Below are 25,771 nucleotides of genomic sequence, written 5' to 3' on the forward strand. Positions count from 1 at the left end.
TCCGCAGCCAGCATATCTGGCTAGTTCCACAGCTATTTCTCGCCCGTTGCTGAAGAAACCCTAACGATTTCGAGGTTCTTTAATGACTGTTTCCCCTTCCGACATCGCAGAAGCCATTGAGTCTGATACCTTTGCTGCGTTTAATGAAACTAGCGAAGATGATTGGTCGGCGCAGGCTAGTGCAGAGCTCTACGGTATCCGTGATTGGGGTGCTGGATACTTCGACATCAGTGAACAAGGTGATGCTGAAGTTATTGCGCATTTTGCGGATAAACAGGTTCGCGTTCCAATTAAAGATATCGTTCACGGCATGGCGGAACGCGGCATGGAAATGCCCGTGGTGTTACGTGTTGAAAACCTTCTCGACCACCGCATTGGCCAGTTAAACGAAGCATTCGCAAAAGCGATAGAGTCATTGGATTACCAAAATCATTATCGCGGTGTCTTCCCGATCAAAGTGAATCAACAATGTCACGTGATTGAAGAGATTGCGTCATTTGGTGCGCGCTACCATCATGGGTTGGAAGCGGGGAGCAAGGCCGAGCTCATTATCGCGCTATCGCATTTAAAAGACACCGATAGCCTCATTGTTTGTAACGGTTATAAAGATGCGGAATTTATTGAGCTAGGTTTGTATGCGGTGCAAATGGGTATCCGTTGCTTTTTTGTGGTGGAATCCCTGTCAGAGATTTCGATCATTATCGAACGCAGCCGAGCGATGGGGGTGCGCCCCTTAATTGGAGCGCGTATGCGCTTATCAACTAAGGTAGATGGCCATTGGGCAAATGACAGCGGCGAACAAAGCCTCTTTGGTTTAACCCCATCGCAATTAATTGATGCTGTCGACCTGTTGAAAGAAGCCGACATGTTGGACTGTTTGCAGTTACTGCACGCTCATCTCGGTTCGCAAATTCCGAACATCCGTAACATTCGTACAGGCGTATTAGAAGCGTGTCGCTACTACGTCAGCCTGGTTGAAGAAGGTGCGGCGATGGGGTATCTGGATTTGGGTGGTGGCCTTGCGGTCGATTACGACGGCTCCGCTTCTAACTCAACTCACAGTATGAATTACCAACTCGATGAATACTGCGTCGACATTGTTGAAGCTGTTAAAGAAGTATTAGATGCGCAAGATATTGCTCATCCAGTGTTGGTGACGGAAAGTGGTCGTGCGACCGTCGCCTATTCATCGCTGTTGCTGTTTAACGTGCTGGATGTGCGCAAGCCGGAGCCGCATAACTTACCAGAGAAACTCCCCGACGACAGTCATGAGCTAATTGTCAATTTAGTCGATGTGCTTGATCGCGTTACCAAAGATAATTTGCAAGAGTGTTTTAACGATGCGCTTTATTACCGAGATGAGGTGTATGACTTATTTCGGCATGGGCAAATGCAACTACGGGAGCGTGCACTGGCTGATAAATTCTGTCGCGCAGTGTTGTATAAAATCGCACAACTTTTACCTCAGGCTCGTCGTGTATCGCCAGAACTTGAAGCGTTGCCCAATTTGTTGAGTGATGTGTATTACGGTAATTTTAGTGTCTTTCAATCGTTACCCGATATCTGGGCGATTGATCAATTGTTGCCAATTATGCCCATCGAACGGTTAGCCGAAAAACCAACACGAGAAGCGATCCTTGCAGATTTGACCTGTGATTGTGATGGCAAGATTGACCGTTTCGCGAACCCCAATGGCGAGCAAACGACTCTTTCGTTGCACCCGCTAAATGAAAATGAAGAATACCATTTGGCGGTGTTTTTAGTGGGTGCCTATCAAGAAACGCTAGGTGATTTGCATAACCTGTTCGGCGACACTAACGTGGTGAGCGTGCGAATTAATGAAGATGCAACCTTTGACTTTGAGCGTGAGTTTGAAGGTGATTGTATTGCGGACGTACTGAGTTACGTCGAATACAATCCTCAAGATATGCTGGAAAATTTCCGCCGGTCAGCAGAAAAGGCAGTGCGTAACGGCAAAATTTCGCCAGCGACACGTAAGCGCATGCTGCAAGCCTTTTCAGAAAGCTTGCGTGGATATACCTATTTTGAGCGTTAACCAATTTAGTTGATGTGCAATACCGTTTAATTTATTGAGTATTTAAAAGGAGTCTGGCAGTGGCGAAAGTTGTGATTATTGGTGCTGGTGGCGTTGGTGGTGTGGTTGTGCATAAGTGTGCGCAGCTTCCCAAAGTATTTACCGAAATCACCTTGGCGAGTCGCACAAAATCAAAGTGTGATGCTATTGCAGAACAGCTCAGCCGCCCAATTAAAACGGTCGCTGTGGATGCGGATAATGTCCCTGAGTTGACCGAGTTGTTGAAAGCCGAGAAGCCCGATTTGGTGATCAATGTCGCGTTGCCATACCAAGACCTGAGTATCATGGATGCTTGTTTGTCAGCGGGCGTCGATTACCTAGACACCGCCAACTATGAACCACCAGAAACGGCTAAGTTTGAATATAGCTGGCAATGGGCCTATCAAGATAAATTTAAACAAGCGGGCCGCATGGCGCTATTAGGTTCTGGCTTTGACCCAGGCGCAACTAACGTCTTCACTGCCTATTTGGCGAAACACTATTTCGACGAAATTCATACCTTAGATATTATTGATGTAAACGGTGGTGATCACGGCTACCCATTTGCCACTAACTTCAACCCAGAAATTAATATTCGCGAAGTTACCGCTGAATGTCGTCATTGGGAAGACGGCGCATTCCGTGAAACACCGGCGATGTCTACGTCGCAGTCGTTCACCTGCCCGGAAGATGTGGGCACCTACAATATTTATCGCATGTACCACGAAGAGTTGGAGTCATTAACGAAACACTACCCGACTTTAAAACGTGCGCAATTTTGGATGAGCTTTTCCGACAACTACCTCAAACATTTGGAAGTGTTGGGTAATGTGGGTATGACTGGAATCGAGCCGGTCGAATTTGAAGGCAAGCAAATTATTCCATTGCAGTTTTTGCGCGCCCTGTTGCCAGACCCGGCAAGCCTTGGTCCGCGTACCAAAGGTAAAACCTGTATTGGTTGCTACGTTACCGGTATTAAAGACGGCAAGCCGAAAACCGCGTACCTCTACAATATCTGCGATCACCAAGCCTGCTACGCCGAAGTACAATCGCAAGCGATCTCCTACACCACCGGTGTGCCCGCGATGATCGGTGCAAAAATGTTGCTTGAAAAAAAATGGCAAGGCGCCGGCGTCTGGAATATGGAACAAATGGACCCCGATCCCTTTATGGAAGACATGAACAAATACGGATTGCCTTGGAAGGTGATTGAAGATCCGGATTTTTCCGTTTAGTTGTATAAGAAGATGCAACGAACCGATTTTAAAAAACTCGACCTTTCTCGCCTGCCGCCACTCTGCTTTGTGGTGGATGAGGTGGCGGTGTGTCAAAATTTGGAAATTCTTGCCGATGTGCAAGCGCGCAGCGGGGCAAAGATTTTAGGCGCGCTAAAAGCATTTTCCATGTGGTCGTTAGGTGATTTGACGGCCAATTATCTTAGCGGTACCTGTTCTAGTGGTTTGCACGAATTACAATTGGCGCATGACTATTATTCCGGCGATGATGCCATAGATAAAGAAAATGCCGCGGAGCATCATTGCTTCTCTGCTGCCTATGCCGAAGAGGATTTGAAAAAAATTCTCGGGATCGCCCATACGGTCGTATTTAATTCCTTCTCTCAATGGCAGCGCTTTCAGCCGTTGATTCACGATGCTAAGCAAGCGCGGCCTGAGTTGCGCTTTGGTTTGCGGATTAACCCTGAACACTCTGAAGGTGAAGTGCCAATCTACGACCCTTGTGCACCCGGTTCACGCTTAGGGATTCCCTTGTCGCAATTCGAGCAATGGGAAGCCGAGGGCGGTACGCTGGACGGTATTTCCGGGCTGCATTTTCATACACTCTGTGAGCAAGATTTTTTACCGTTGCAACGTACTCTGGCGGCAGTAGAAGAAAAGTTTGGTCGTTACCTGCCAGATTTAGAATGGGTTAATTTTGGTGGTGGTCATCACATTACGCGTGACGACTATCAACGTGATGCGCTAGTCGACGCGATTAAAGAATTTTCTGATCGCTACGATGTGCAGGTCTATTTAGAGCCAGGCGAAGCAATGGCCATTGGTACCGGTGTGTTAGTCACCTCGGTGCTTGATGTCACCTGGAACGAATTACCGCAAGCCATTCTCAACACCTCCGCGACATGCCACATGCCGGATACGTTAGAAATGCCGTACCGCGCTGATGTTACAAATGCTGGGCAGCCCGATGAATTTCCTTATACCTACCGCTTAGGCGGCATGACCTGTTTGGCGGGGGATGTCATTGGCGACTATTCGTTTGCCGAGCCGTTAGAAATCGGTCAGCGAATTGTATTTGAAGATATGGCGCACTACACCATGGTAAAAACCACAACCTTCAATGGCACGAAATTGCCGGCGATTATGTTGTGGAATTCGGAGACTGATGTATTAACACTCGTGCGTGAATTTACCTACGACGATTTTAAAACGCGCTTATCCTAAAGAGCCTTGTTAGCCCCTTTTATAAAAAATTTAGAAATCAAGAGTAATCATATATGTCGAATGATCAGGCAATCGATAACATTTTTCTGGGCTCCGAAATTGAGCAGCCGAAATTTGATGATGCGCTATTCCATATTTTGCCTGTACCATTTGAACGCACGGTGTCCTATGGTGGCGGTACCGCACTAGGCCCTAAAAGTATTATCGAAGCCTCTGAACAATTAGAAACGTGGGATGGAAAAAGTAATCCCAGTGAGTTGGGTATCTATACCCATAAAGCGGTGAACTGCGAAGGCAATCCTGAAATTGTTATCGAGCGTATCGCCAACGCCACCCAAAACATTTTAGAAAAGGGCGGCATGCCGGTTGGTATTGGCGGCGAACACACCGTCACCTGGGGAATTATTAAAGGCTATCTCGACGCGGGTGTTACTGATTTTGGCGTTGTGCAAATTGATGCTCATGCCGATCTTCGACATGCTTATGAAGGCGACCTATACAGCCATGCATCCGTGATGAAACGCATTGTTGAAAAAAATATTCCACTCGTGCAGCTGGGTATTCGCGCGTATTGCGAAGAAGAAATGCAAGCGCGCAAAGAATTTAACGTAGTCTATTTCGATGCCGACGACATCGTGCCGAATAATATTTCAGAGATTACGTTGCCGAGTGATTTCCCGAAAAATGTTTTCTTCACTCTCGATATCGACGGCATGGACCCCTCCATCTTTCCCTCTACTGGTACGCCTGTTCCTGGTGGTTTAGGCTGGTATCAAACCCTCGGCCTTTTTGAATCCGTTGTTAGCCAGCGCAACATCATTGGCTTCGACATGCTTGAATTCGCTCCCATCCCTGGCTTCCACGCCTACGAATTCGCTGCGAGTCAATTGCTATATAAAATGATGGGCATCGTGCAGCGTCAGCGCAGTTGATGGCTTGCTGTGTTGAAGTGGTTATTGCTGCTCTTGCCAGTACTCGTTAACTAGCGCCCAACGTTCGTGATCTTGCCAGCCTTTACCACCGATATTTAAATAGGCTTTGGAAAACCCCTCTTTCGTAAATCCAGCACCTTCGACAAGCTTAATGGACGCGGTATTACCTGGTTGGATGTTAGCTTCTAAGCGGTGGAGATTCAAAGGGCCGAACGCTTCGTCGATTAAAAGTGCTAACCCTTCTCGCATGTAACTTTTGCCTTGAAAAGGCGAAAACACTTCATAGCCAAGATAAGCCGATTGGAAATATCCACGAACGATTCCGGAGATGTTAAATGTACCCACTATCGTTTGGTCGTCATCGAGGCACAAAAAGTAACGTTCTTCTTCATTCAAATATTTTTTAATGTCTTGAGGCGGATAGCTCCACGGAAGATGCAGATCCTTACTTTGTTTGTAGAGCGATTGAACTTGCTGTTCATCGTCGCTGGTGGGTTTTCTTAGGTATAGCAATGCTTTGTCCTATTTTTTAGATTTCTTTGAGTTGCTAGAGCTATGCGTATGTCAGGGTATAGAGGTGTGTCAAGGTAAACGGATGTGTCACGGTATCGGGGTGTGCAAGTGTATAGAGACGCGCCGTATTGATTGGGATGCATATCTTATTCGGAACTGATAGGCCTAGCAAATTTTACAGCTTATCGTGTCAAAACAATCATCAACTGATGTAACATGCGCTGCTCGAACAGGGTTTATATTGATCTCTGACTAATGCACACCACGTTCGCTAAACAGCTGGCTCGTTTTGCCACTATACGCGTCAATCAATTTTACAACGATTTTATTTTTTCTATTTCTTTGCCTTTAGGGTAAATGTTGTGGCTGAAAGGAAAGTACGCTGGAAAATCTGGGGCGGCGCTAAATTAGGTGAAGAGGAGTTTTGGGAGTTCGGAGGAAATAAACCCCGGAACTTACGATGCGAATTGAAAGACCCAATAAGGCGGGTAGATCTTAATCCCGGTTTTGTTGGTACCAATTGTCATTGGGATTAGTTGGGTCTAAGGGGCAGTCGAGAGTAAGAGGTAATGGCTGATGAGGGCTGCTACCTTACTACTTCTTTCGTAGACATTAAGTTTATGCCGGAATCGGTAGGTTAAGCTGTAACCAGCCTTGTTAGCTAAGTGATAATTGGCGCACATTTTGTGTTTTTATAAAAATGTGCTGCGCCTGGCTGCGGTAATATAGACGACTCGCGCCAAGCTGAGATGGATCTCTGATTAATGCAAACCATATTCGCTAAACAGCCCAGACGCTTCGCTCTTCAGAGCGGCAATCGATTTCACACCTATTTGTTACTGGTATCCCTTTGCTATGGGAGCGTGCGCTATGTCTGAAACAAAAGGGCGTTGGAAAATTTGGGGTGTGGTAGCGATTGTGCTTCTCGTGCTAGGTGTTATTCCATTGGCATATGTATCGACGGTAGAGGATGAAGATATGGGCCTTTTGATAGGGGAAAAAGTTTGTTTGTTCTCGGGGTTTGCTGGTCAGGTTATGCTGAATGGAGAACCTGCCTCGGGTGCGAAATTAACGAGGACATACGAATTCAAAAATACTGAGCATAAAGATGTGGTAACTGCCGATGAAGAGGGCAGGTTTTCATTTGAATCAGTTTGGGATAAGCAACGTGGTTTGGTTGTCCAGTTTGTTTCCAGGCAAAAAATACTTGTCGAATATCAAGGACAAGAGCACCTGATATGGACAGGCGGAAAACTCATCGAGGAAGAATTTGGAGAGTTTGGTGGTGCGAAGCCACAAAACTTACGTTGTGATTTAGGTGAAGATTTGCGACGAGTTGATATGGAAATGGGGTTTATCGGAACCACCTGTCACTGGGATCAATAATTAATAAGGAGATTTGGCAATGGCTAGAGTAGCTGCAAATATTGCCGCAAAGTTGGCAGCAGATGTATACGGTGTTCAAGATAGTATTGATTTAAACTTATTCATGATGAGCCCGCAATTTTCTCAGAAGAAAGGTGATCAGACTGCTTTAGCTGGCGAGGTGGGTAGCCGGTTGGTCAATACCCGCGACAGTTTTGCGGTCTGTGCGCGAGGCGCTGGAGAATATGCAAATGACGTTTTTCTTATGTTTCGTGGTACCACAACGTCGAACTACGGAGCGGATATTGTCACGGATCTACGCTGCGGATTGAGTGTTTCGAAAACGGGTTCATTTGTACATAGTGGGTTTAATCAAGTCTTCAGTAGTCTTTGTGGTGATTTGGCTCGATTTCTCGCGGGGCAGACGGGTGTCACTGCAGTCCACTGTATTGGCCATAGCCTTGGTGGTGCGGTTGCATCGCTGGCAGCTGATTGGGTAAAAGATAAATTTTCGGTTAAAACCCAGTTGTATACCTTCGGCGCTCCACGGGTTGGCTTCGGCGTAGGTGGTTTTGGTCAAGCGCTTACTAGCAAGCTTAAGGCAGAGAATATTTATCGTATGTATCATTCGACAGACCCAGTAACAATGGTTCCTGTTTTTCCATACTCACATGCGCCAACATCTGGCCGTGCTTATTACATGCAGTTTGGCGGTATCCTGATTAACCTCAGTGCCCATAAAATGAGAAATTATATTGGCTCGATTAAAGGTAATGATTGGGAAGCTGTCTATCAACCCAATCCTATTCAAAACTCTGCTGCAGCCATAAAAGCATGGCTAACCAGTGACTCTGCCGACACAGTGCAATCTTCAAGTTTTTGGGAAAAACTTAATTTTGCTTTATCCCACGTGATTCAAATGTTGATTGCTAAAACGCAAGCCGTCGTTGTTGGTGCATTAACTATTGCCGATCACCTCGCCATTATTCTTAAAAAAGGCATTCAGCTAGGTGGTGAGGCCGCAACGTGGGTTTTCTTGTTGATTAAGCGCATGATGCGCGCATTGGGGATGAAAGTTGCTGAGACCATCGAAGAGTTAACCGAAGCTTTAATTCGTATGGTGTTAAACCGAATTACTGAGCGAATTGCGCGTGAAGTGAGAAAAGCCATCGAGCATATGCTTTAGGGATCTGCTTCAGCATATTTGGTGCTTTATATTTAACTGCCTCGCATTTGCGGGGCAGTTTTGTATCTGCTGAATCCTTTATTCGGTTGTATGCTTATCAATAATTCAGAACATCAATCTAGCGAGTGCGACATAAACGTCATGTCGCTACGGGCTTTGAATCCTCGTTTAATGTAAAAATCAAAAGCTGGCGCAGCTCTGGATGTGATGAGCGTTGAGTGGCTGTACCCACCCTGTTTTGCACTTTTCTCAATTGCAGAAAGGAGTTTTTTACCCAATCCCTTTGACTGATGTGTGGGTGATACGAACAGCTCGACTATTTCGAGTTCGCGCCGGCCCTTAAAGCTATTTGTGCGTCCGACAATGGCGCCTACTACAGTTTTATCTTCCTCGTAGAGGCATCCGAAAAAGCCAGGTGAATCCATAATCATTTGTAGCCTGTCTTGCACCCATTCGATTTTCCAACCTTCGTTCCATGGAGCGTGTTTGAAAACCTCAACATATAGTATGGAAGCTTGTTCTAAATCTCTATCTTCAAAGTCTCTAATCATAAGTGGCCACTATAAATCTGCGAGCCCAGGTTTGAGCAATCGAGAAATAAAATAGATATTTGTTTGTCAGGCGAGCTTTTTTACTATCAAATAAGTATGCAGCTCTGGGTGCTGATCAAATTCTAAATGTTTTATCGCGCAATGATTTTTTATAAATAATTCCAGATATCCATTGGTACCGAGGGAGGAGTAGTAGGTCTTTGGCCCCATATCGTGGTTGGTTTGGTCGCCGGGTTTTTCGGTTCCGCCAAAAGAAAATATAAGAACACCGTCCACAGTGAGAAGGTCTATGAGCTTTATCATCAGTGCGGTTTGATCTTCAAGTGGCACGTGCCAAATGCTATCCCATGCGGTGATGAAGTCATATTGCTTGTTGGGTTCCCAAACACAGATGTCGTCGTGATAAAAACTGAGATCGGGGGAACGCTGGCGTGAGATTTCTATTTTCTTTTCCGAGGCATCGATGCCTTCGGGTGTGAAACCTTCCGACGACAACAAATCCATAAAGCGCCCGGTGCAACCGCAGCCGACATCGAGTGCGTAGCCTCTGTTATCGGTAAACGTAATCGCGCGGCGATGCTGTTCGATACCGTTATGCATATCAAAACGATCGCTGGTCCAGCGATCAGTGATGGTATCGTAAGCTTTGCCGGTGTCTGTTGGCTTCATAAGATGGGTATCATAGTGTCAATTCAGCTAAATGGGTTCAAGCTAGCGTGCCCATCTATCAACTGAGCTTAGGCATGCGGTCCGAGATGTTCGGAAATCAGTTGCCAAGCGCCATTGCCACTCTTTTCGTCTTTGACGATGACCGACGTGCCGCGACCGCCACCTTCGGAGGGCTGACCGTGGATGATGCCTTTCCAGTGGTAATGAAATATAAACACGGCGTAGTCGGGTTTTTCGATAACGAAATGAATATTGGAAATGGTGTACACTTCATCTTTGATCAGTTCAAAGTTCTTGCGAAATATCTCCTCAACTTGCGGTTTACCTCGATAGGTTCCATTGGTAAAGGTAACGACGCAGTCGTCATGGATTAAACCCTCAATATTTTCCCAGCGTTGATTGGAAATTGCGGTTTCGTAGGCTTTTATGAAGTCATTCGGTGTCATTCCATTTCCATCCTTTTGTGAAAGTTGCGCGGAGCTAGCAAACGAGAATAGCATTGAGAATACTAAACCAATTATTTTTTTCATGTTGCTCTCTTTTTAAGTCAACCGGGTATCTTTAAACTTCAAACGTGTCTTTAAACTCGCCGTTGTGCACTTTATCTCTTATCTTACCTTCCATGATATGCCACAGTTTCTTACTGCCGTTTGCTATGCGGCTATTGACGGCTAGGACCTTTTCGGGGGATACGTCGTGGGCTTTCCAGCTATGCCCGTTTCCATGGAGGTTATGTAGTAGTGGTGGTACTCGATCGATGGCTTTTGCGTACTTTGCATCGGCTGTTTTACCGGTTTCGAACTCAAGCCACAAATCAATATACTCTTGTGCTTTGCCGTCTGGGAGGAATTTCAGTACCCGTCGTAGGCCTTGTTCCTCTTGATCCTTTAGCTGTTTAGTTTCTGAGGCATAGATAATAGTATCGCCGGCATCAATTTCACCGAGATCATGGATTAATAACATCTTTACAACGCGATTAATATCTACCGCTTCGTTAGCATAATCTTTTAGCATCAAGGCGGATAAGCATACATGCCAACTATGTTCTGCAGAGTTCTCAAAGCGTTCTAATCCTACCGGCTTGGTTTTTCTGTGTACGTCTTTGAGCTTTTCTATCTCGACGATGAAATCTAATACCGCTTCAATCTCTTTCATTGTGTGCTCTATGTGCTAGGTTGTTTTACTAAGGTTGCCAAACCATTTCGTTATTGGGCTCTTTAACCATTTCAAAGCCGCATTTTTGGTAAAAGCTAATCACTTGAGCATTCTCGGCCTCGACTTTGAGTACTATTTTTTCGTGGCCCATGGAGCTTGCATGACTTTGTACAGTGGAAACTAGTTTACGTCCAATACCTTCCATCCGGTGTGCTGGGTTTACCCACATAGATGCGAGCGTTAATGCATTTACGAAAGCAATCATGCCAATAGGTTGGCCATTATTATAAGCGAGAAAGAATTCTAGGTTGCTGTCGTTCGACAGAATCGACTTCCATCTGTCGTCGTCGAAGCCTTGCACTTCATCTAGGGTTGCCCCAAACGCCTCGGGTGAATCGCGTAGCGACTCGATCCTGATAGTCTTCAAATCTTCCCAGTGTGATTGGTCGATTTTAATTATGTCCATGTGCGACGAACCTTGGGTAAATTCATCTGGTATAGGAATGTCAATTTGTAATAAAAATCCATGCTGGTCAGCTTGTTGTCTTCTCTGGCAAGCGATCTATTTTAGAAAGCATTGTACAAGCACCTACCACCTTTGTTGAGGATCTCTTGATAGAAGAAACCAGCGGCCGCTAGGCTTTGGCGCTGCTCTTCGATAGACATGTACAGCTGATCATTCTGCATGGCATCAGTGCCACAATAGTGATCACAAAACAAATAAACGCCATTTTCGCCTAACAGCGGTCGGACTTGTTGATGAAACTCAGCGGCGTAGCGCTTGTGCCTGAGTTCATGCGCGGCCTGTAATGTGATTACCGCATCAAATGTATCTAGCTCTTTATTCCAATCTGCTTGCTTGAAGTCAGCTTCAATAAATTCGACGCGATCGAGATATTTGACCAGCCTTGATTCTGCCAGCGAGTGCATCGCGGGCGAGTTATCTAACAGCGAAATGTTCAGTGTGGGTAACCGAGATAATAAATACTCCGCCAAAAAGCCTGGACCAGAACCAAGTTCTAATACGTTGAGAGAGGGATTGTTTGACGCCGATAGCTGTGTGCAAAAGGCCTGAAAAAAATCGAGTCGGAATGGGCGCTGCATAGCGGCTTTTTCCCATTCTTGTGCATCCTTTAAGTTTTTCAAATCTATTGGACTGGGGACGTCTTCTTCACGCATGCTAACTAGTCCATTGTCTATAAATTACTATTTGGACCTATACCTGGCCGCTTGGAAGTGATTGTAGGCTGTCTGACTATTAAGCCTCTGTTTTTATCTGTCGCGAGTCTGTCTAATAATCACGTGTACGTTGAGCACGCTATACCGCAGTGAGGTCATTGCCAAGTTGAGTTTGGCTCCCTGGCAACTACATTTTGGACAATTCATTTTAAGTTTTAAAAATCCACCCTCGGCCGTTTCGACAAAAACATAGGCGTATCACCGTGATTTCGGTGGCTGGTATTTAATTGCCAAAGCTTAGCGATTTACACTAATTTTATACAAAATATGTTCACATAAGCGGTCGTTTTTAGGTATGTTTGGATGGAAAAATCTTTCTTGTACTTTGATCATCCCAAGCCGCTTCATTACGGCCTCCGAGCGTTTATTGATAGCGGCGGTAAAAGACACTACTTCAGTAATATCTGGGCTGCTATTGGCAAAGTCTAGCGCCTTCAACCCCGCTTCTGTCGCATAGCCCATTCCCCAGTACTCCTCTGAGAGTCTCCAGCCTACTTCAACACGCGGATAAAACGGCAGCTCAGCATCTGGCCGGTTAAGACCTACATAGCCTATAAACTTCCCATCGGCTTTTCTTTCTGCGGCCCAAAGCCCCCAACCATTGTTCGAGATACCTTTTGCTATTTTTTCTGCGAAACGGGTACTTTCTTCTTCGCTTAACGTTTTTGGGAAATATTCCATAACCTTAGGGTTGGAGTTCATTCTGGAAAACGGTTTTAAATCAGATGCTTTCCATGGTCTTAATAGTAAACGCTCAGTTTCCAGTATATTCATGTGTGCTTGCCAGCGATTTTCGTGGAAAGGGGACGCTTAGTCACGACAACAAGGATGGCAGTTGGTTGTGCATGGATCGCTGTAAGTGTCTGTGTTTACCCTCAAGTATATAGCAGGGCTGCCTGACTATTTGCCCTAAAATAGAGCAAATAATTTATCGAGCGGGCTCTATAATTTTTTGTTTAGAGCCTCTAAAATAGCGGCCCGAAAAATACGGCCGCTAATCCCTTTTTTAAAGTGAGGTTTATGGTTGTATTATCATAAACCCGTCGATATATGAGTGATTATTATGGATTCAACAGATAAAACCGGAACCGATGAAAATCTGCGGCTAATACGTCAAACTGCAATTGCAGCCTCTATTACAGTGGCTTTGGTTGTTGTTCTTGCCACATTGGCGAATATCGTTCTCTAGCTCAAAGTGGCACACTCGCATGTGTGCCAGCTTAATCTAAGCCGCTTTATTAAGCGGCGTTGTCATCTCATTGCCACAAGTACATGCTTGATTTCTTATTGAGAATCTCAAGTTCGAATGATTGTGTGCAGGCACTGTTTGCTAAACCATAACATACATGTAGTGGCAATAAGTGTTCCTCTCGCGGGTGGCAGGCACGAGCGCCCGGTGCCTTTTCCCACTCACACAATCGTAGTTGCCGTTCTTTTTCAGTGATATCCGGGTTCGAACACGTATCTAGCAACCAAGACTCAAATGATTCATTTGATGCTTTCATCTCCGGCGATTCTGGGGCGAAAAAAGCTTTTAGGTTGTGAAAAGAAAAGCCTGAGCCTATGACTAGCAGATTTTTGTAGTCTAAATCGTGTAGCGCATGGCCCAAATTAATGTGCTGTTCTGGGCTCAGATTATCCAGAAGTGATAACTGAACACATGGAATGTCTGCTTCTGGATACATTATCTTCAGTGGTATAAATAACCCGTGATCATAACCGCGTTGTTTGTCTAGGTTAGAATCGATGTCAGCAATTTTCAGCTTGTCATGGACTTTTTTGGCTAGCGATTCTTCGCCCTTGCAAGGATAGGTGATGTTATAGGATTCTTCTGGAAATCCATAGTAGTCATAAATAAGTGCTGGGCTTTCGCCGGCGGTGATGGTTGGTACCTTTTCTTCCCAGTGCGCGCTCACCACTAAAATAGCTGAGGGTTTACGTAGTAATGACGTGATTTTTTTTAAACAATCAACCATCTCAGCATGGCCTTTGTCGCCCAATAGGGGCATCGGCCCGCCACCATGAGACAAGAATAATATTTGGGGTTTGGTGCTCATAAAAACCTCGTCTAGTTATGCCGGTTAGCGCTTAATGAGACGTTCATATTCTTCCCGGGCGTCATCGTCTATTTTGACGGGGGTCGGTTCAGCCCAATGCGTATTTAAGCCTCGTTTCTTTATACCCGAAACCCAATACTCGTCACCTGAGGCTGCATCCATATGATTGCCGGTAATTCCGCCTCCTTTCAGCCTGTTTAGCACTTTGTCTTTGTAATAAACAGTTTTTCCCGATTTTGAAAAGGTAACCCATCCTATATGTGCGGCGAATTCATCAATCAGGCCTTCTTTATTTTCTATGTACATAATTCGCTTACTTTCGCCGTGGGTTAGCTGATTTTTCATGCGTCATCCATTGGTGTGTTTTGGTTTTAGCAAACATTCTGTCCGTTTAGTGTGCCTATATGCGTTGCCGGGGTCTTTGTTTCTTGCTGAGCCACGGCGCGATGGGTTAAGAATCTCACGACTCGCCTTCGTCATTCAACCAGTCTATACGCTAACGTCGTAGACGCTGGTTCTAGCCGTGTGATGGCCGACAAAGTCCCATCTTGAATTGAACTTCGGGTTAGCATACCGTGGTGTTTCTCTGGGGCTGTGGCGTGGCTTTACTGGCATGGTGAGAGGGATGGGGTGTTCGGTTGACGGCAGTAGTCGTGTTGGCAGAGCGGTCATCCATTAGTCTAGTACGCTATGGGCAACGTTACACTCTAACACTCATTCAACTGAGGGGGCGATAGAATGACTGTCTATTACACAAGCATGGCATCCCCGTTAGGGGAGCTAGGTATTGCTGGCGATGGTGACGCCATTACACATGTGTGGATGGCGGGACAAAAAAATATCCCTGCCGTGGATCATTGGCAATTTAACGATGTGATATTTGCCAATGCAACACAGCAGCTAACAGAATATTTCTCAGGAAAAAGGGTGGCGTTTGATTTGCCGTTAAAGCCAGCAGGAACGTCGTTTCAACAGCGTGTTTGGCGTATGTTACAAACCATTCCACTGGGCGACACCTGGAGTTACAAGGCATTGGCTACAGCCGTCGGCAAGCCAGCGGCTGCGCGTGCGGTGGGTGCTGCGAATGGTCGCAATCCTATTGCGATTATTGTGCCTTGTCATCGTGTTATCGGTTCCAACGGATCTACAACAGGGTACGCTGGCGGGTTGGAAAGAAAGCGTTGGCTGCTAAATCATGAGCAGCAAGCGTAAGAGTAATGGCTGTTAAATCAAATGTACCTACAGAGATGAAAAATGTACGCTGTTATTTTTCGTGCGGAGATTCACGCACTTGATGAGCGCTATGAAAAAGCGACTAATTTTTTACGTGATAAGGCATTTAGCGAATACGGTTGCGTGGATTTTAGTGCGGTATCAGAAGGTGAAAAGCCAGGCGACTTGGATATCGCCATTTCCTACTGGCATTCGTTAGAAGATATTCAACGTTGGCGCGATGATGTTGATCATGCGGATGCTAGTGCGTATAGCCACGGTCGCTGGTATCGCAACGTGCGAATTGATGTGGTCGACGTGCTGCGTTCCTACCAACAATCTTTCGAAATAATTGATTGCTAGATAAGCGCCTGAGGATTGGTCTATTCCGGTGTAAAGTGCAACCGAATATCCTGGGCGTTGGAAATTGTATTGCCTGCGAGATCGCTTAACGCGTGAGAGAGACGAACTTGATAGCGTTCTTTTTTCCAGGCGCGACTCGGAATAAAGTGCCATGAAAGTTGTAAATGGCTGATTAGCGATTTCCCCGCGATTTTGTTCCCCTCGCTATCGTAAATTGCGATGGCTGTCTGTAAGTCTTTGAGGGTTAGCGGTTCATCAAAATGGATTTCGAACCCTTCTCTTGTGTCTCTCTTTGGTGTGTCAATTGCCCAGTTATTTATTTCAGGTGATGTTAAGTCTATTGGTAAAACATAAAACGGTTTTTGGTAATCGCTACGCATGGGTTCGCCGTGTTGATTGCGCACAGTGCCTTTGATTTGTAGCAGACGAATGGCAAAGCGTTCGCTTTTATAACTATCGTCGGATGCTGTATTGGGTTGATTGGGCAGTGTGATGATTAGCCTTCTGTCTCTATTCGACCATCGTAATTGCATTAAGGCGTTGAGCATTGCAATAGGTTCTTGTCGCGCATTGAGAATCTGAATGCTGCTGTTTGGAATATCCGTATCCATTGGTTCAGAAAAAATAACCTCAAATTGTTGCAGATTGGCTGGTACTTGGGTGGAGCCGGGTGTGACGTGAACAATGCTTGGCTCATCGCCTGTTAAAAGCGTGGCTAAGGTAAATTTTTCTTCGATTATTAGTTTTTCTCCAATAGGAATAAGCGAAAGCGTTAAATAATATTCTTGTTGTGGGTTTAATGGTTGGTCGGGCACAAAACTGATGTGATCGTGGGAAAATTCCACGTCGCCGACGACGTAAATCACAAAATCTGCGTCACTGGGGAAGGTGTTGCTAATGACAACCGATAGAGCACTGCGCATTTCGAGTGCGGTTAGTTGAGCCAGTGCTTTAATCTGCTCGGTGCTCAGCCCGTTGACGCGGACGGTATTTTTAGTCGGCAGTAGTGTGACGTTATTGTTTGTAATGGCGTGGCTGTCTTGGGTGCTCAGTAGCATCGTTGTGCAGAGTGCAAGACACCATCGCAACGGTAATAGCAACGGTAATCGTAACAGTAAGCGGGGGAAGTACATCATGAAGGCTGTCTTGGTCGGGCTCACTGGGTACTCATGCTAAGAACTGCTAAAGTGATTTACAGCGAGAAATCAATCACTCAAGCTTTGTGCAGAGCAAAAATAATAAAAACTGGAGAAGCTATGGTAGTCGATTGTACGCATCAATGTGAAGTCAACTTCAAAGGCTCGCGTAGGTCAGCACATATGGTGCGTTACGCCGCTGTGTGTCTCGTTGCCGTTGGTCTTAGTGGTCAGGTGAGTGCTGATACGTATACCGTGCCACGGATGGCGGACGGTACGCCGGACTTTCAAGGGTTTTGGCACAATAAGGTTGCCACACCGTTTGAGCGTCCCACTGAATTTGGAACTCGTCGAGCACTTACGGTAGAGGAAGCTCAAGCCATAAGCCGAGAGGCTTATGCACGAGTCGCAGAGGATGCCAAGCCAACCGACCCCGACGCGCCAGCTCCGGAAGCGAAGCCATTACCGCCGGTTGGGAATTACAATTTATTTTGGACCGATCGGGGTATGGAAGCTGCCCAAATTAACGGTGAATATCGCACATCAATTTTGATTGACCCGCCCAACGGCAAAATGCCTGCATTAACGGAATCGGGGAAAGAGAGAGCAAGACGTCGATCGCGTGCGACTCAGAATGATGGCCCAGAAGGCCGCTCCTTGGGAGAGCGGTGTATTTTATCTTTTGGCTCCTTAGCTGGGCCACCCATGTTACCCACGATGTACAACGCGCATTATCAAATCGTACAGTCGCCGGGTTATGTGATGATTTTGGCTGAGATGGTTCACGATGCGCGCATTATCCCCATCGGCGACAATCAGCAACACGGTCCATTGGCTAAGTGGATGGGAGATTCCATCGGGCATTGGGATGGCGATACCTTAGTGATTGAAACGACGGGGTTTCGTGAAGAGCAAAGTTTTCGCGGTAGCTCCGCTAACGCGAAAATTACTGAGCGCTTAACCCGTGTCGCGGACGATAAAATTATCTACCGTTTTACCGTTGATGACCCTGCATCGTTTGCACAACCCTTCACAGGAGAGTTGCCGATGATGGCATTTGACGATGTGATTTATGAATACGCTTGCCATGAAGGTAATTACGGTTTGCCCGGTATATTGCAAGGCGCGCGTCTGCAAGAACGGCAGCAAAAACAATAAGCGATACTCGTTACTTCAGAGATGGCATGTAAGAGGTCAGCGTCGGTGGGATTGACTCCTGGCCGCTCGTCCGCACTGTTGCCGCCCATTCTCGTGGTGACACGCCGGTGCGTTTGCTAAACACGCGTGTCATCGCCGCAGCGCTTTGATATCCCACTTTGCCTGCGACTTGTTTAATACTCATGCCTTGTTTAAGCAGTTGTTGTGCGACGCTGATACGCCAGCGCGTCACATATTCCATCGGCGTGATACCCACCACGGAATGAAAGTGCTCTGAAAACCGCGCTCTCGACATTCCCGCATAGTCTGCCAGGCTTTCAACATTCCAATTAAGCTGTGGGTTATCGTGTAGGGCGACCATGGCTTTTGCTAACTTCGCATCGCCTAGTCCGGCAAACAGTCCCGTCGAGCACTGCTGCTCTTCAATTAAGTAGCGCAATAAAATCACGAGAAAATAACTGATCAAGTTGTCGAGTGCTGCTTGTCTGCCGCAGTAATTACAAAACGCTTCACTAAATAAAATATCGAGTAATGGCTGCAAGGTCTCGACTGCTGCGAGAGGGATGATTAAGCGGTCTGGGAGTGCCGCTGATATCGGGTTTAATGCGGTACTTCCAAGATCAATTGATGCGCAGACAATATCTAGAGGGCATTGGTCGCTTTGTATAAATTGGTGGTCTTTGGGTTGAGGATAAAAAATGACACTTGGCTCATTGATTTCAACAAGCTCGTTTTCATCATCTTCTGCTAAGCGCATCGAGCCACTTTTCATAATGTGTAAATGGCCGAAGCTGTCATCCTTGCTGAAGCTGGCTTGCTGACAAACTTGACCGGCGTAGAACACGGTTGTGGTGGGTCTGAAGCGGCTGAAAATAGGTGACAAGCGATCCATGGTGGTCGTTCCTGTTTGTCGCAAAGTGGGGATTAGAGCAAACATTGGTATGATCTGCAATGTTTGTGATACTTTGTGTTGCTAAAAGTATCGCATACTGACTCTCGAATCGTTAAACAATTAACTCAGGAGTCAGTCTTATGTCACGTATTCAACCGCTAACGTTAGAATCCGCCGCGCCAGAAGCGCAAACACTCTTAAATGGCGTGAAAGCCAAGATCGGCATGGTCCCCAATCTGTACGCCACTCTGGCGCATGCCCCCGCGGCGCTCGAAGCCATTCTCACCTTAAACGGCGTCATTGCTAATGGCCGTTTAACAGCATCTCAGAGGGAGGTCATTGCGCTTGCCGTTGGTCAAGCTAACGAATGCCAATACTGCGTTTCTGCGCACACCTTATTGGGTAAGGGGGCCGGCCTGTCGGAGGTGCAAATTGCTGAAGCCAGGCAAGGGCGTGGTACTAATGCCCTTCACAACGCAATAGCTGATCTAGCGACCAAGATCGTGCGCAATCGCGGTGTGGTCAGTGACGCCGATTTGGCAGATGCCTATGAAGCCGGTGTCGACAATGGATTGTTGCTGGAAATTGTTGCCAATGTGGTGGCCAACATTTTCACCAATTACACCAACCATATTGCAGACACCGACATCGATTTTCCCACTGTATCGCTCGATTAAATTTCTCGGTGCATGACACGAGCGTGGGGCCGCTGTCTGGCCTCACCTCTATGGAGGTTTAGTATGGCAACTAGCATGTTATCTTCGTTGTTACGCGGATTGGCCATCGTTGCGATTTTACTTGCGGTGCATACGGCAGAGGCGCAATCACTGGCCAGCACGTTTGAGTCGCTGATCGACCAGAAAGGTGGCTTGCGACTTCCTCGACAGTATCGTCAGCAGTGGTCGCACCTCGGCAGCTGGGTAATTGCCGAACCGATGGCACCTGGTGCCGGTCTGCATGATGTCTACACCCAGCCTGAGGCACTCGAATCCTATCGTCACAAAGGCGATTTCCCCGACGGGACGGTGATAGTAAAAGATGTTAGTCACATTGAATCGGGGACATTAACGACCGGGCACGCGCAATGGGCGGGTGCGACCAAGATTTGGTTTGTCATGGTGCGGGATACTGCTGACCGCTTTCCAGGCAACAAACATTGGCAGGAAGGTTGGGGGTGGGCGTTGTTTGATGCTCAGAACCCGGCTAAGAATATATCCGAAGGCTTTGAGGTGTCTTGCAAAGGATGTCATTTGCCTGCTGCAGGCACGCACTGGGTGTTTACCCATGGCTACCCAAGCTTAAAAGGCGATGATTAACCTGTGATGATTAATTGAATATTTGCTCTTATTCCCCGCCAATCGAGTAGTTACTGTGTGCAATTGGCGGGGTTTTTTATGTTTGTTCTAGTGCTCTTCGATATTGTTAAACAATGTCTCCGCGCTGAAATCGATGGCGGCAAAGTTTATCACCACGCCTGGCGCACCACGCTCAAGCTGTTGGCGAATATCCTCTGAAATCGGGTGTTTTTTGTAGTCGGTGCTGTCGACCATGACATAGACCATTTCACAGGTCGCTCTGAGTATTCCGGTAGGGTAATCAAATATCTTGTACATCAATGTGAACGACGTGTTACCGATATGAACGGTCTCCGTGGTGATGGCAATGGTGTCATCGAACACGGCGGAGGAGCGCCATTGGGTCGTCATCTTGACCACCTGGTTGTCTAGCCCCTGCTCAAGCAGCTTGTTCGGTCCACCATGCACATGACGCATATATTCAGTCATGGCGGCATCGACGTAGTCTGCATACCGGGCGTTAAACACGACTTGTTGAGCATCGCACTCACCATAGCGAATGCGGATAAGGGTGGTCATAGGGTGATTCATTCGGCGTCTCCATCTACTACTGCGCAACGAAAATGGGCGGCGATGATAGCAAAGCCAGCTTGTCTTCGCATGGGCTTAACAATAGGGGCTGGAGGTGTGAGTAAGCTGATTTAGCCCCAGCTGCGCTGAGGCGATGAAGCGGCGAAAGGTTCTACAGAGAAGACTCGCCAGGGAACGCGCTATGGCACGCGCCGCAGGGCTCGATCAGATAGTTACTGGCTTCGAGCGTTGCATCGTAATCGCGTGCGCGCACAGCCGTTAGAATATCCGAGGAAATAGTCGCCATTTGCTGCGTCATCAACTGCCAAGCGTCTTGTTTCGCCCAGGCGTCGTCATTTGCGCCGCTGCCCCCTAGTGATATCGCGGCGGTTGCAGCCATCATTTGAAAGACCTCGTTTTCCAGCGCTTGCCAATCGGATTCACTTTGCGGCATGTTTTCATCCATGCCAATGGCCCAAATGGCATTGCTTGCGGGCTCAATGGCGCCGACCATAAGTTCTTTTACCGTAGCGGCGATTGTGACGCTGGGCGCTTGCGCAACAGTCTCGGTATCCGGTTTAGTGTTGTCTATGCATGCTGGTTCCTCACAGGCGCTCAATAGACATGCGCCACTCACCAGTAGTAGATGCGGTAGATAGTTTCTCATCATGACAATTCCCCTTTTTCTGTACGCCATTATATCGATAGTAGTGTTAAGAACCGCTGGCAGCTCGTGATCTACATCAAGGTTATTTGCAAGAATGGCGATATAACCTAAAAGAGTGCAGCGATATCAATCACGAGCGGCTTACAAAAAATAGTGGTGCCGCGTGATGCCGTGGAATAGTGCTAATAAGTGTCTAGTAGAGTTAAATTCCAACAAACCATGCGCTAAAGTAGAGTTTCTAAAACGGACTGCTTGAGGACACCTCATGAATGCCCCACTGCGCGATGACGACTCGACAATAACGCTTTTCAAAACTATTCAGCAAACCTTTCGCGGCGCGTTGAGTAGGCCGCAAACACAAGATGATTTAGTGACTATTGATCGTCGATCATTTTTAAAAATGTCGGCAGTTGCGGGTGGTGGCCTAACCTTGGCAAACGGATTGATGTCCGATGTTACGCTCGCCGCCGATGGTGAAGGCGTAGATGGGCAATTCATTTTGAATGCCTTTGTGCATATTAGCCCCGACGGACAAATTACGCTGTATTCTCATACCCCAGAAATGGGGCAAGGTGTAAAAACGGCGATCCCCATGATTTTGGCGGAAGAGTTGGGGGCAAGTTGGGATGATGTGCAAATCGTACAAGCACCGGTTAACGAAGCCGTGTATGGCGAACAGCGTGCGGGTGGTTCACGCAGTTTGAATCGCAATTGGCAGCCTATGCGTGAAATGGGCGCAATGGCGAGAACAATGTTGATTGCTGCCGCTAGTAAACAATGGCAAGTCAGTGCGAGTGAATGTAAAACCGTGGACAGCGAAGTGATCCATCAGCCGACTGGGCGACGCTTGCCGTTTAAAGCCGTTGTGCATGAGGCGTCGTTGCAATCAGTGCCTGCGAAAAATGACTTAACATTTAAAGAGAAAGAAGATTACACCCTCATTGGTTCGTCGATTACCGGTGTCGATAACACCGCTATTGTTACTGGTGAGCCGCTGTTCGGAGCGGATGTAAAACTACCGAACATGTTGTATGCCACTTACATCAAGTGCCCGGCTGTTTACGGTAAGGTGAAATCGGCCAATCTTGCGGAGATTAAAAAGCTGCCCGGTGTGGTTGATGCTTTTGTGTTGGAAGGTAATGGCGATGTTAATCAGTTGCTTGATGGGGTGGCTATTGTAGCCAAGACCACCTGGCAAGCTTATCAGGCTCGAGCCGCATTAAAGGTCGAGTGGGATGAGCGCAACGCATCCAAAGATAGTTGGACAGGCATGAAAGCCGAGGCAAAAAAGATTGCCGCCGGTAAACCGCAACAGCAGCGTGCCAATACGGGCGATGTTGATGGGCAATTTGCTGACGCTAACAATACAGTAGTTGAAAACTTTTATACCTTTCCCTACGTCGCCCATGCATGCATGGAGCCTATGAACTGCACCGCCGATTTTCGTGCAGGAAAAAATGGTCAACCCGCAAGTCTCGAGGTGTGGGCACCGACCCAAGCGCCAGTGCGTATCTATACCATGGCGGAACAAGTGCTTGGCTTGCATAACGATCAGGTCACTGTTCATCAAACACGAATGGGCGGTGGTTTTGGTCGTCGAGGCCGGACTGATTTTTCCAGCGAGGCGGCCAGTATTTCAAAACGCGTTGGTGCGCCTGTGCATTTAATGTGGAAGCGCGAAGATGATGTGCAACATGATTTTTACCGCGCGGGCGGCTTTTACCAATTTAAAGGCGCCGTTGATAAAAAAGGAAAGTTGGTTGCACTCCACAATCACATTATTGGCCCAGGCATTGATGGGCGTTCACCGGTTGGTATTTATCAAAACCCGAAAGAGTTTCCTGCGCTGTGTATCGACAATTATCGTGGAAGCATGAGCTTGATCGATACGAAGACACCTTGTGGTGCTTGGCGTGCTCCTGGCTCTAATGTCTTAGGCTGGGCGTTGCAAAGTTTCTTGGCAGAAATGTCGCATGCCGCTAAGCGTGATCATGTTGAATTTTTACTGGAGATTATGGGCGAGCCGCGTTGGTTCGATTCCACTAATATCCGTTCGCTTAATACAGGCCGTGCAGCGGGGGTGATCAAGCTCGCCGCGGAAAAATCAGGCTGGGGTAAACAGCTAACTCCCGGGCGGGGTATGGGGCTAGCGTTTCATTTTAGCCATGCCGTGCATGTAGCCGAAGTGGCCGAAGTCAGTGTCGATGTAGATGTTAACGGAAAGAAAATAGTCACCGTGCACAACATTACTGCGGCGGTCGATACCGGTCCGGTGATCAATCGCAGTGGTGCAGTAGCGCAAGTGGAGGGGTCAATTGTTGATGGCCTTAGCACGCTAAATAGCTTAGCTATTACCATGGAAAACGGTCGCGTTGAACAATCTAATTTCCATGATTATCGCGGTATGCGTATAGCGAAAACGCCACCAGTTGATGTGCATTTTATTGAAAGTGATTATGCCCCAACAGGGCTGGGTGAGCCTGCTTTACCGCCATTGGCGGGCGCGGTTTGTAACGCAATTTTTAACGCCTGTGGAGAGCGCATTACTGAGATGCCGTTACACAATGTTGGATTTACTATCTAGCCAACGATTGGCTTATTCGTTGTTTGGCTCTTTCCTTGTTTGGCTCTTTCCTTGTGTGGGAATGCGCTCACAGGCTTTGGCGGTTTGTCGCAACGATGAGCCTTATTGGCCGTAGCCTGTTTCGTCGATCAGCTTTTTGAGTTCATCAATGAACGCTAGTGGTTGGTCGAGAAATAAGTGATGGTGGGCGCCAGGTATCGCGATCGGTTTACGTAAACCAAATTTGGCGAACAAATTTTCGTTATATTCCACAGCCGTGCCGGTGTATAGGCTGCTGTCTGCGCCGTAAATCATCCCTAGTATTTTTTCGCCTTCTTCTGGCATGCTGGATAACATGTTTTCATAATCGAATTGGCTGAATACTTTAGGGTCAAATTTCCAACTCCATCCCCCGTCTACCTCACGCATAGAATGCTTGCCAATAAATTTTACAATGTATTCGTTGTCACATGGCTGCGGTGGAAAAAGTCTAAAGCGAGATAGTGCTTCTTCCTCGGTTGCGTAAATCTTATGAGGTTTAACACCCGCCTTGCGTCGTTCTTCAAAATTAAATGTTCGTTCAGGCGGCGGGAAAGCAGAGTCAGCAATAATGACCCCGTAAAATGCATCACGGTATTTTTTCTCTGCTGCGAATACCAGCCGTCCTCCCATGCTGTGTCCGACTAATAAGGGTTTGCTTGAAAAGCCAATGGCATCACATGTTTCCTTTACTTCTTCTACGTAAGTGGCGACGTTATAGATATCTCTATGCCCGCTATCTCCCATGCCTGACATGCAGGGGGCGACGACATAAAAGCGATCAGCGAAACTCGGCGCTATAAAATCCCACCAGTGTGAATGCGCTCCATTGCCATGCAAAAAATAGAGACCAGGGTTGCTCGGGTCTCCCCATGCTTGGTAATGGATATCGCAGCCGTAAGCAGAGACCTTGTGCTCACTATAGGGTGTGTCTATTGCTTGTTGAAACCACGAGGGGGTTGCCGTGTTTGCCATAATGCTCTACTTCTATACCAATTAATTTTTTTCAGGCTTTTGCATTAATTCAATGAGATAGCCATCTGGGTCTTTCGCGAAACCAATGATCATGTCGCCCATAGCGGCGTAATTTTTAGGTTCTTCGACAACCGTGTAGCCGGCGGCGGCAATTTTATCCAGTGTGCCGGCGCAGTCTTCCACCATAAAAACAAGTTTGATCGGATTGTTTTTGTAGTTAGGGGTTGAGCCATCGGTGAAATGCATCAACACGATAGCGGCGCTGCGAGTGCCTTTATAGCCCATCACGATTTCATCCATGTTGGATGCTTTAATCGTTTGCATGGAGTCCATGCCTAACATGTCTGCATAAAATTTTTCAGAGGCAGAGAGATCGCTGACCCCTATACCGGTCGCGCTAACAAAAGTGGCCATAGTTATTCCCAAAAGACTACAAGTTAAAAGAGGGCGACATTATCTTGTGCTGAACCGGTGGGTTCAAGCTAGGCTTGAAAGAAATAAGCACGGCTAACGTTACGCTATTAGTTGCTCTAATGGCTTGATTAGGCTCGCTTATGCATGGATTAGTTTTAGTTATCATGGTGGAGTTTATTATAAAAAAAGGTGTTTCCAGGCTGATTGTTCTGTTGAGTGACCTTTTAAGAAGGAAAAGCTAACGCGAAGAAACCTTTCTTAACCTGAAGTTAATTTTATTTGGCGCT

The 25,771-nt window shown here is 46.9% G+C and carries 29 protein-coding genes; 13 read left to right on the forward strand and 16 right to left on the reverse strand.

All coding sequences use genetic code 11. The annotated features are described in order from the left end of the window. Positions 1 to 82 precede the first annotated feature (82 nt). From speA to speB, 4 genes are read left to right on the forward strand one after another with little or no spacing between them, the layout of a single operon-like run. Entirely contained in the window at positions 83 to 2,056 is a 1,974-nt protein-coding gene (gene speA / locus ACZ5NB_RS02005) for a biosynthetic arginine decarboxylase (protein WP_460231178.1), read from the forward strand. Between the two features lie 59 nt (positions 2,057 to 2,115). Then, on the forward strand, positions 2,116 to 3,309 hold the full coding sequence (locus ACZ5NB_RS02010) for a saccharopine dehydrogenase family protein (protein WP_460231179.1): 1,194 nt from the start codon (positions 2,116 to 2,118) through the stop codon (positions 3,307 to 3,309). Positions 3,310 to 3,321: 12 nt separating this feature from the next. After that, complete coding sequence (gene nspC, locus ACZ5NB_RS02015) at positions 3,322 to 4,533, forward strand: carboxynorspermidine decarboxylase (RefSeq protein ID WP_460231180.1); 1,212 nt, start codon at positions 3,322 to 3,324, stop codon at positions 4,531 to 4,533. A gap of 53 nt (positions 4,534 to 4,586) precedes the next feature. Continuing rightward, a complete protein-coding gene (speB, locus tag ACZ5NB_RS02020; protein ID WP_460231181.1) occupies positions 4,587 to 5,465 on the forward strand; it encodes an agmatinase in 879 nt (292 codons plus the stop codon). 21 nt (positions 5,466 to 5,486) lie between these two features. Here speB and ACZ5NB_RS02025 read toward each other — a convergent pair whose 3' ends face one another. Next, a complete protein-coding gene (locus tag ACZ5NB_RS02025) occupies positions 5,487 to 5,978 on the reverse strand; it encodes a GNAT family N-acetyltransferase (protein ID WP_460231182.1) in 492 nt (163 codons plus the stop codon). Between the two features lie 870 nt (positions 5,979 to 6,848). On the opposite strand from ACZ5NB_RS02025, the gene ACZ5NB_RS02030 reads away from it, so the two are divergent. Together ACZ5NB_RS02030 and ACZ5NB_RS02035 are read left to right on the forward strand one after the other, a co-directional pair. Then, on the forward strand, positions 6,849 to 7,364 hold the full coding sequence (locus ACZ5NB_RS02030; protein WP_460231183.1) for a DUF6795 domain-containing protein: 516 nt from the start codon (positions 6,849 to 6,851) through the stop codon (positions 7,362 to 7,364). Positions 7,365 to 7,383: 19 nt separating this feature from the next. Beyond that, positions 7,384 to 8,529, forward strand: coding sequence for a lipase family protein (locus tag ACZ5NB_RS02035; protein WP_460231184.1), 1,146 nt, complete (start codon positions 7,384 to 7,386; stop codon positions 8,527 to 8,529). Between the two features lie 113 nt (positions 8,530 to 8,642). Here the strand turns inward: ACZ5NB_RS02035 and ACZ5NB_RS02040 are convergent, their stop codons facing one another. The 7 genes from ACZ5NB_RS02040 to ACZ5NB_RS02070 all read right to left on the reverse strand — a co-directional run bounded on the left by ACZ5NB_RS02040 (position 8,643) and on the right by ACZ5NB_RS02070 (position 12,917). Further along, positions 8,643 to 9,080: a GNAT family N-acetyltransferase gene (locus tag ACZ5NB_RS02040; protein WP_460231185.1), complete on the reverse strand. Its 438-nt coding sequence runs from the start codon at positions 9,078 to 9,080 to the stop codon at positions 8,643 to 8,645. Between the two features lie 66 nt (positions 9,081 to 9,146). After that, positions 9,147 to 9,749: a class I SAM-dependent methyltransferase gene (locus ACZ5NB_RS02045; RefSeq protein WP_460231186.1), complete on the reverse strand. Its 603-nt coding sequence runs from the start codon at positions 9,747 to 9,749 to the stop codon at positions 9,147 to 9,149. A gap of 68 nt (positions 9,750 to 9,817) precedes the next feature. Next, the gene (locus ACZ5NB_RS02050) at positions 9,818 to 10,279 is read right to left on the reverse strand and encodes a nuclear transport factor 2 family protein (protein WP_460231187.1); all 462 of its coding nucleotides are present in this window, start codon (positions 10,277 to 10,279) and stop codon (positions 9,818 to 9,820) included. A gap of 31 nt (positions 10,280 to 10,310) precedes the next feature. Then, positions 10,311 to 10,904 (reverse strand): HD domain-containing protein, encoded by a 594-nt coding sequence (locus ACZ5NB_RS02055; protein ID WP_460231188.1) that lies wholly within the window; start codon positions 10,902 to 10,904, stop codon positions 10,311 to 10,313. Positions 10,905 to 10,932: 28 nt separating this feature from the next. Continuing rightward, a complete protein-coding gene (locus tag ACZ5NB_RS02060; RefSeq protein WP_460231189.1) occupies positions 10,933 to 11,370 on the reverse strand; it encodes a GNAT family N-acetyltransferase in 438 nt (145 codons plus the stop codon). Positions 11,371 to 11,471: 101 nt separating this feature from the next. Further along, entirely contained in the window at positions 11,472 to 12,083 is a 612-nt protein-coding gene (locus tag ACZ5NB_RS02065) for a class I SAM-dependent methyltransferase (RefSeq protein WP_460231190.1), read from the reverse strand. Positions 12,084 to 12,380: 297 nt separating this feature from the next. Continuing rightward, positions 12,381 to 12,917, reverse strand: a complete 537-nt coding sequence (locus ACZ5NB_RS02070; protein WP_460231191.1) for a GNAT family N-acetyltransferase — start codon at positions 12,915 to 12,917, stop codon at positions 12,381 to 12,383. Positions 12,918 to 13,206: 289 nt separating this feature from the next. Between ACZ5NB_RS02070 and ACZ5NB_RS02075 the strand changes: the two genes are divergently transcribed. Beyond that, the gene (locus ACZ5NB_RS02075) at positions 13,207 to 13,332 is read left to right on the forward strand and encodes a hypothetical protein (protein WP_460231192.1); all 126 of its coding nucleotides are present in this window, start codon (positions 13,207 to 13,209) and stop codon (positions 13,330 to 13,332) included. Between the two features lie 67 nt (positions 13,333 to 13,399). On the opposite strand, the gene ACZ5NB_RS02080 is transcribed toward ACZ5NB_RS02075, so the two are convergent. Further along, positions 13,400 to 14,200, reverse strand: a complete 801-nt coding sequence (locus tag ACZ5NB_RS02080) for a DODA-type extradiol aromatic ring-opening family dioxygenase (RefSeq protein WP_460231193.1) — start codon at positions 14,198 to 14,200, stop codon at positions 13,400 to 13,402. 24 nt (positions 14,201 to 14,224) lie between these two features. Beyond that, positions 14,225 to 14,545, reverse strand: coding sequence for a hypothetical protein (locus tag ACZ5NB_RS02085; RefSeq protein WP_460231194.1), 321 nt, complete (start codon positions 14,543 to 14,545; stop codon positions 14,225 to 14,227). Between the two features lie 393 nt (positions 14,546 to 14,938). Between ACZ5NB_RS02085 and ACZ5NB_RS02090 the strand changes: the two genes are divergently transcribed. Beyond that, the gene (locus ACZ5NB_RS02090; protein WP_460231195.1) at positions 14,939 to 15,412 is read left to right on the forward strand and encodes a methylated-DNA--[protein]-cysteine S-methyltransferase; all 474 of its coding nucleotides are present in this window, start codon (positions 14,939 to 14,941) and stop codon (positions 15,410 to 15,412) included. Between the two features lie 42 nt (positions 15,413 to 15,454). Beyond that, a complete protein-coding gene (locus ACZ5NB_RS02095; RefSeq protein ID WP_460231196.1) occupies positions 15,455 to 15,775 on the forward strand; it encodes an antibiotic biosynthesis monooxygenase family protein in 321 nt (106 codons plus the stop codon). Between the two features lie 20 nt (positions 15,776 to 15,795). Here ACZ5NB_RS02095 and ACZ5NB_RS02100 read toward each other — a convergent pair whose 3' ends face one another. Continuing rightward, positions 15,796 to 16,911: an Ig-like domain-containing domain gene (locus ACZ5NB_RS02100; RefSeq protein ID WP_464107818.1), complete on the reverse strand. Its 1,116-nt coding sequence runs from the start codon at positions 16,909 to 16,911 to the stop codon at positions 15,796 to 15,798. A gap of 120 nt (positions 16,912 to 17,031) precedes the next feature. Between ACZ5NB_RS02100 and ACZ5NB_RS02105 the strand changes: the two genes are divergently transcribed. Next, the gene (locus ACZ5NB_RS02105; RefSeq protein ID WP_460231198.1) at positions 17,032 to 18,069 is read left to right on the forward strand and encodes a hypothetical protein; all 1,038 of its coding nucleotides are present in this window, start codon (positions 17,032 to 17,034) and stop codon (positions 18,067 to 18,069) included. Positions 18,070 to 18,079: 10 nt separating this feature from the next. On the opposite strand, the gene ACZ5NB_RS02110 is transcribed toward ACZ5NB_RS02105, so the two are convergent. Then, positions 18,080 to 18,961 carry an AraC family transcriptional regulator gene (locus tag ACZ5NB_RS02110; RefSeq protein WP_460231199.1) on the reverse strand — a complete coding sequence of 294 codons (882 nt, stop codon included), beginning with the start codon at positions 18,959 to 18,961 and terminating at the stop codon, positions 18,080 to 18,082. A 140-nt stretch (positions 18,962 to 19,101) separates the two neighbouring features. Here ACZ5NB_RS02110 and ACZ5NB_RS02115 point away from each other — a divergent pair, with 140 nt between their 5' ends. Both ACZ5NB_RS02115 and ACZ5NB_RS02120 read left to right on the forward strand, forming a co-directional pair. Further along, positions 19,102 to 19,638 (forward strand): carboxymuconolactone decarboxylase family protein, encoded by a 537-nt coding sequence (locus tag ACZ5NB_RS02115; RefSeq protein ID WP_460231200.1) that lies wholly within the window; start codon positions 19,102 to 19,104, stop codon positions 19,636 to 19,638. Positions 19,639 to 19,701: 63 nt separating this feature from the next. After that, positions 19,702 to 20,277: a cytochrome P460 family protein gene (locus ACZ5NB_RS02120; RefSeq protein WP_464107819.1), complete on the forward strand. Its 576-nt coding sequence runs from the start codon at positions 19,702 to 19,704 to the stop codon at positions 20,275 to 20,277. Positions 20,278 to 20,364: 87 nt separating this feature from the next. On the opposite strand, the gene ACZ5NB_RS02125 is transcribed toward ACZ5NB_RS02120, so the two are convergent. Both ACZ5NB_RS02125 and ACZ5NB_RS02130 read right to left on the reverse strand, forming a co-directional pair. After that, entirely contained in the window at positions 20,365 to 20,847 is a 483-nt protein-coding gene (locus ACZ5NB_RS02125) for an acyl-CoA thioesterase (RefSeq protein ID WP_460231202.1), read from the reverse strand. 151 nt (positions 20,848 to 20,998) lie between these two features. Beyond that, complete coding sequence (locus tag ACZ5NB_RS02130) at positions 20,999 to 21,496, reverse strand: hypothetical protein (protein WP_464107820.1); 498 nt, start codon at positions 21,494 to 21,496, stop codon at positions 20,999 to 21,001. A 262-nt stretch (positions 21,497 to 21,758) separates the two neighbouring features. On the opposite strand from ACZ5NB_RS02130, the gene ACZ5NB_RS02135 reads away from it, so the two are divergent. After that, a complete protein-coding gene (locus ACZ5NB_RS02135) occupies positions 21,759 to 24,077 on the forward strand; it encodes a xanthine dehydrogenase family protein molybdopterin-binding subunit (protein ID WP_460231204.1) in 2,319 nt (772 codons plus the stop codon). Positions 24,078 to 24,179: 102 nt separating this feature from the next. Here ACZ5NB_RS02135 and ACZ5NB_RS02140 read toward each other — a convergent pair whose 3' ends face one another. After that, complete coding sequence (locus ACZ5NB_RS02140; RefSeq protein ID WP_460231205.1) at positions 24,180 to 25,070, reverse strand: alpha/beta hydrolase; 891 nt, start codon at positions 25,068 to 25,070, stop codon at positions 24,180 to 24,182. 21 nt (positions 25,071 to 25,091) lie between these two features. After that, a complete protein-coding gene (locus ACZ5NB_RS02145; protein ID WP_460231206.1) occupies positions 25,092 to 25,484 on the reverse strand; it encodes a VOC family protein in 393 nt (130 codons plus the stop codon). Between the last annotated feature and the right edge of the window lie 287 nt (positions 25,485 to 25,771).

This window comes from Aurantivibrio plasticivorans (genome assembly GCF_055392955.1).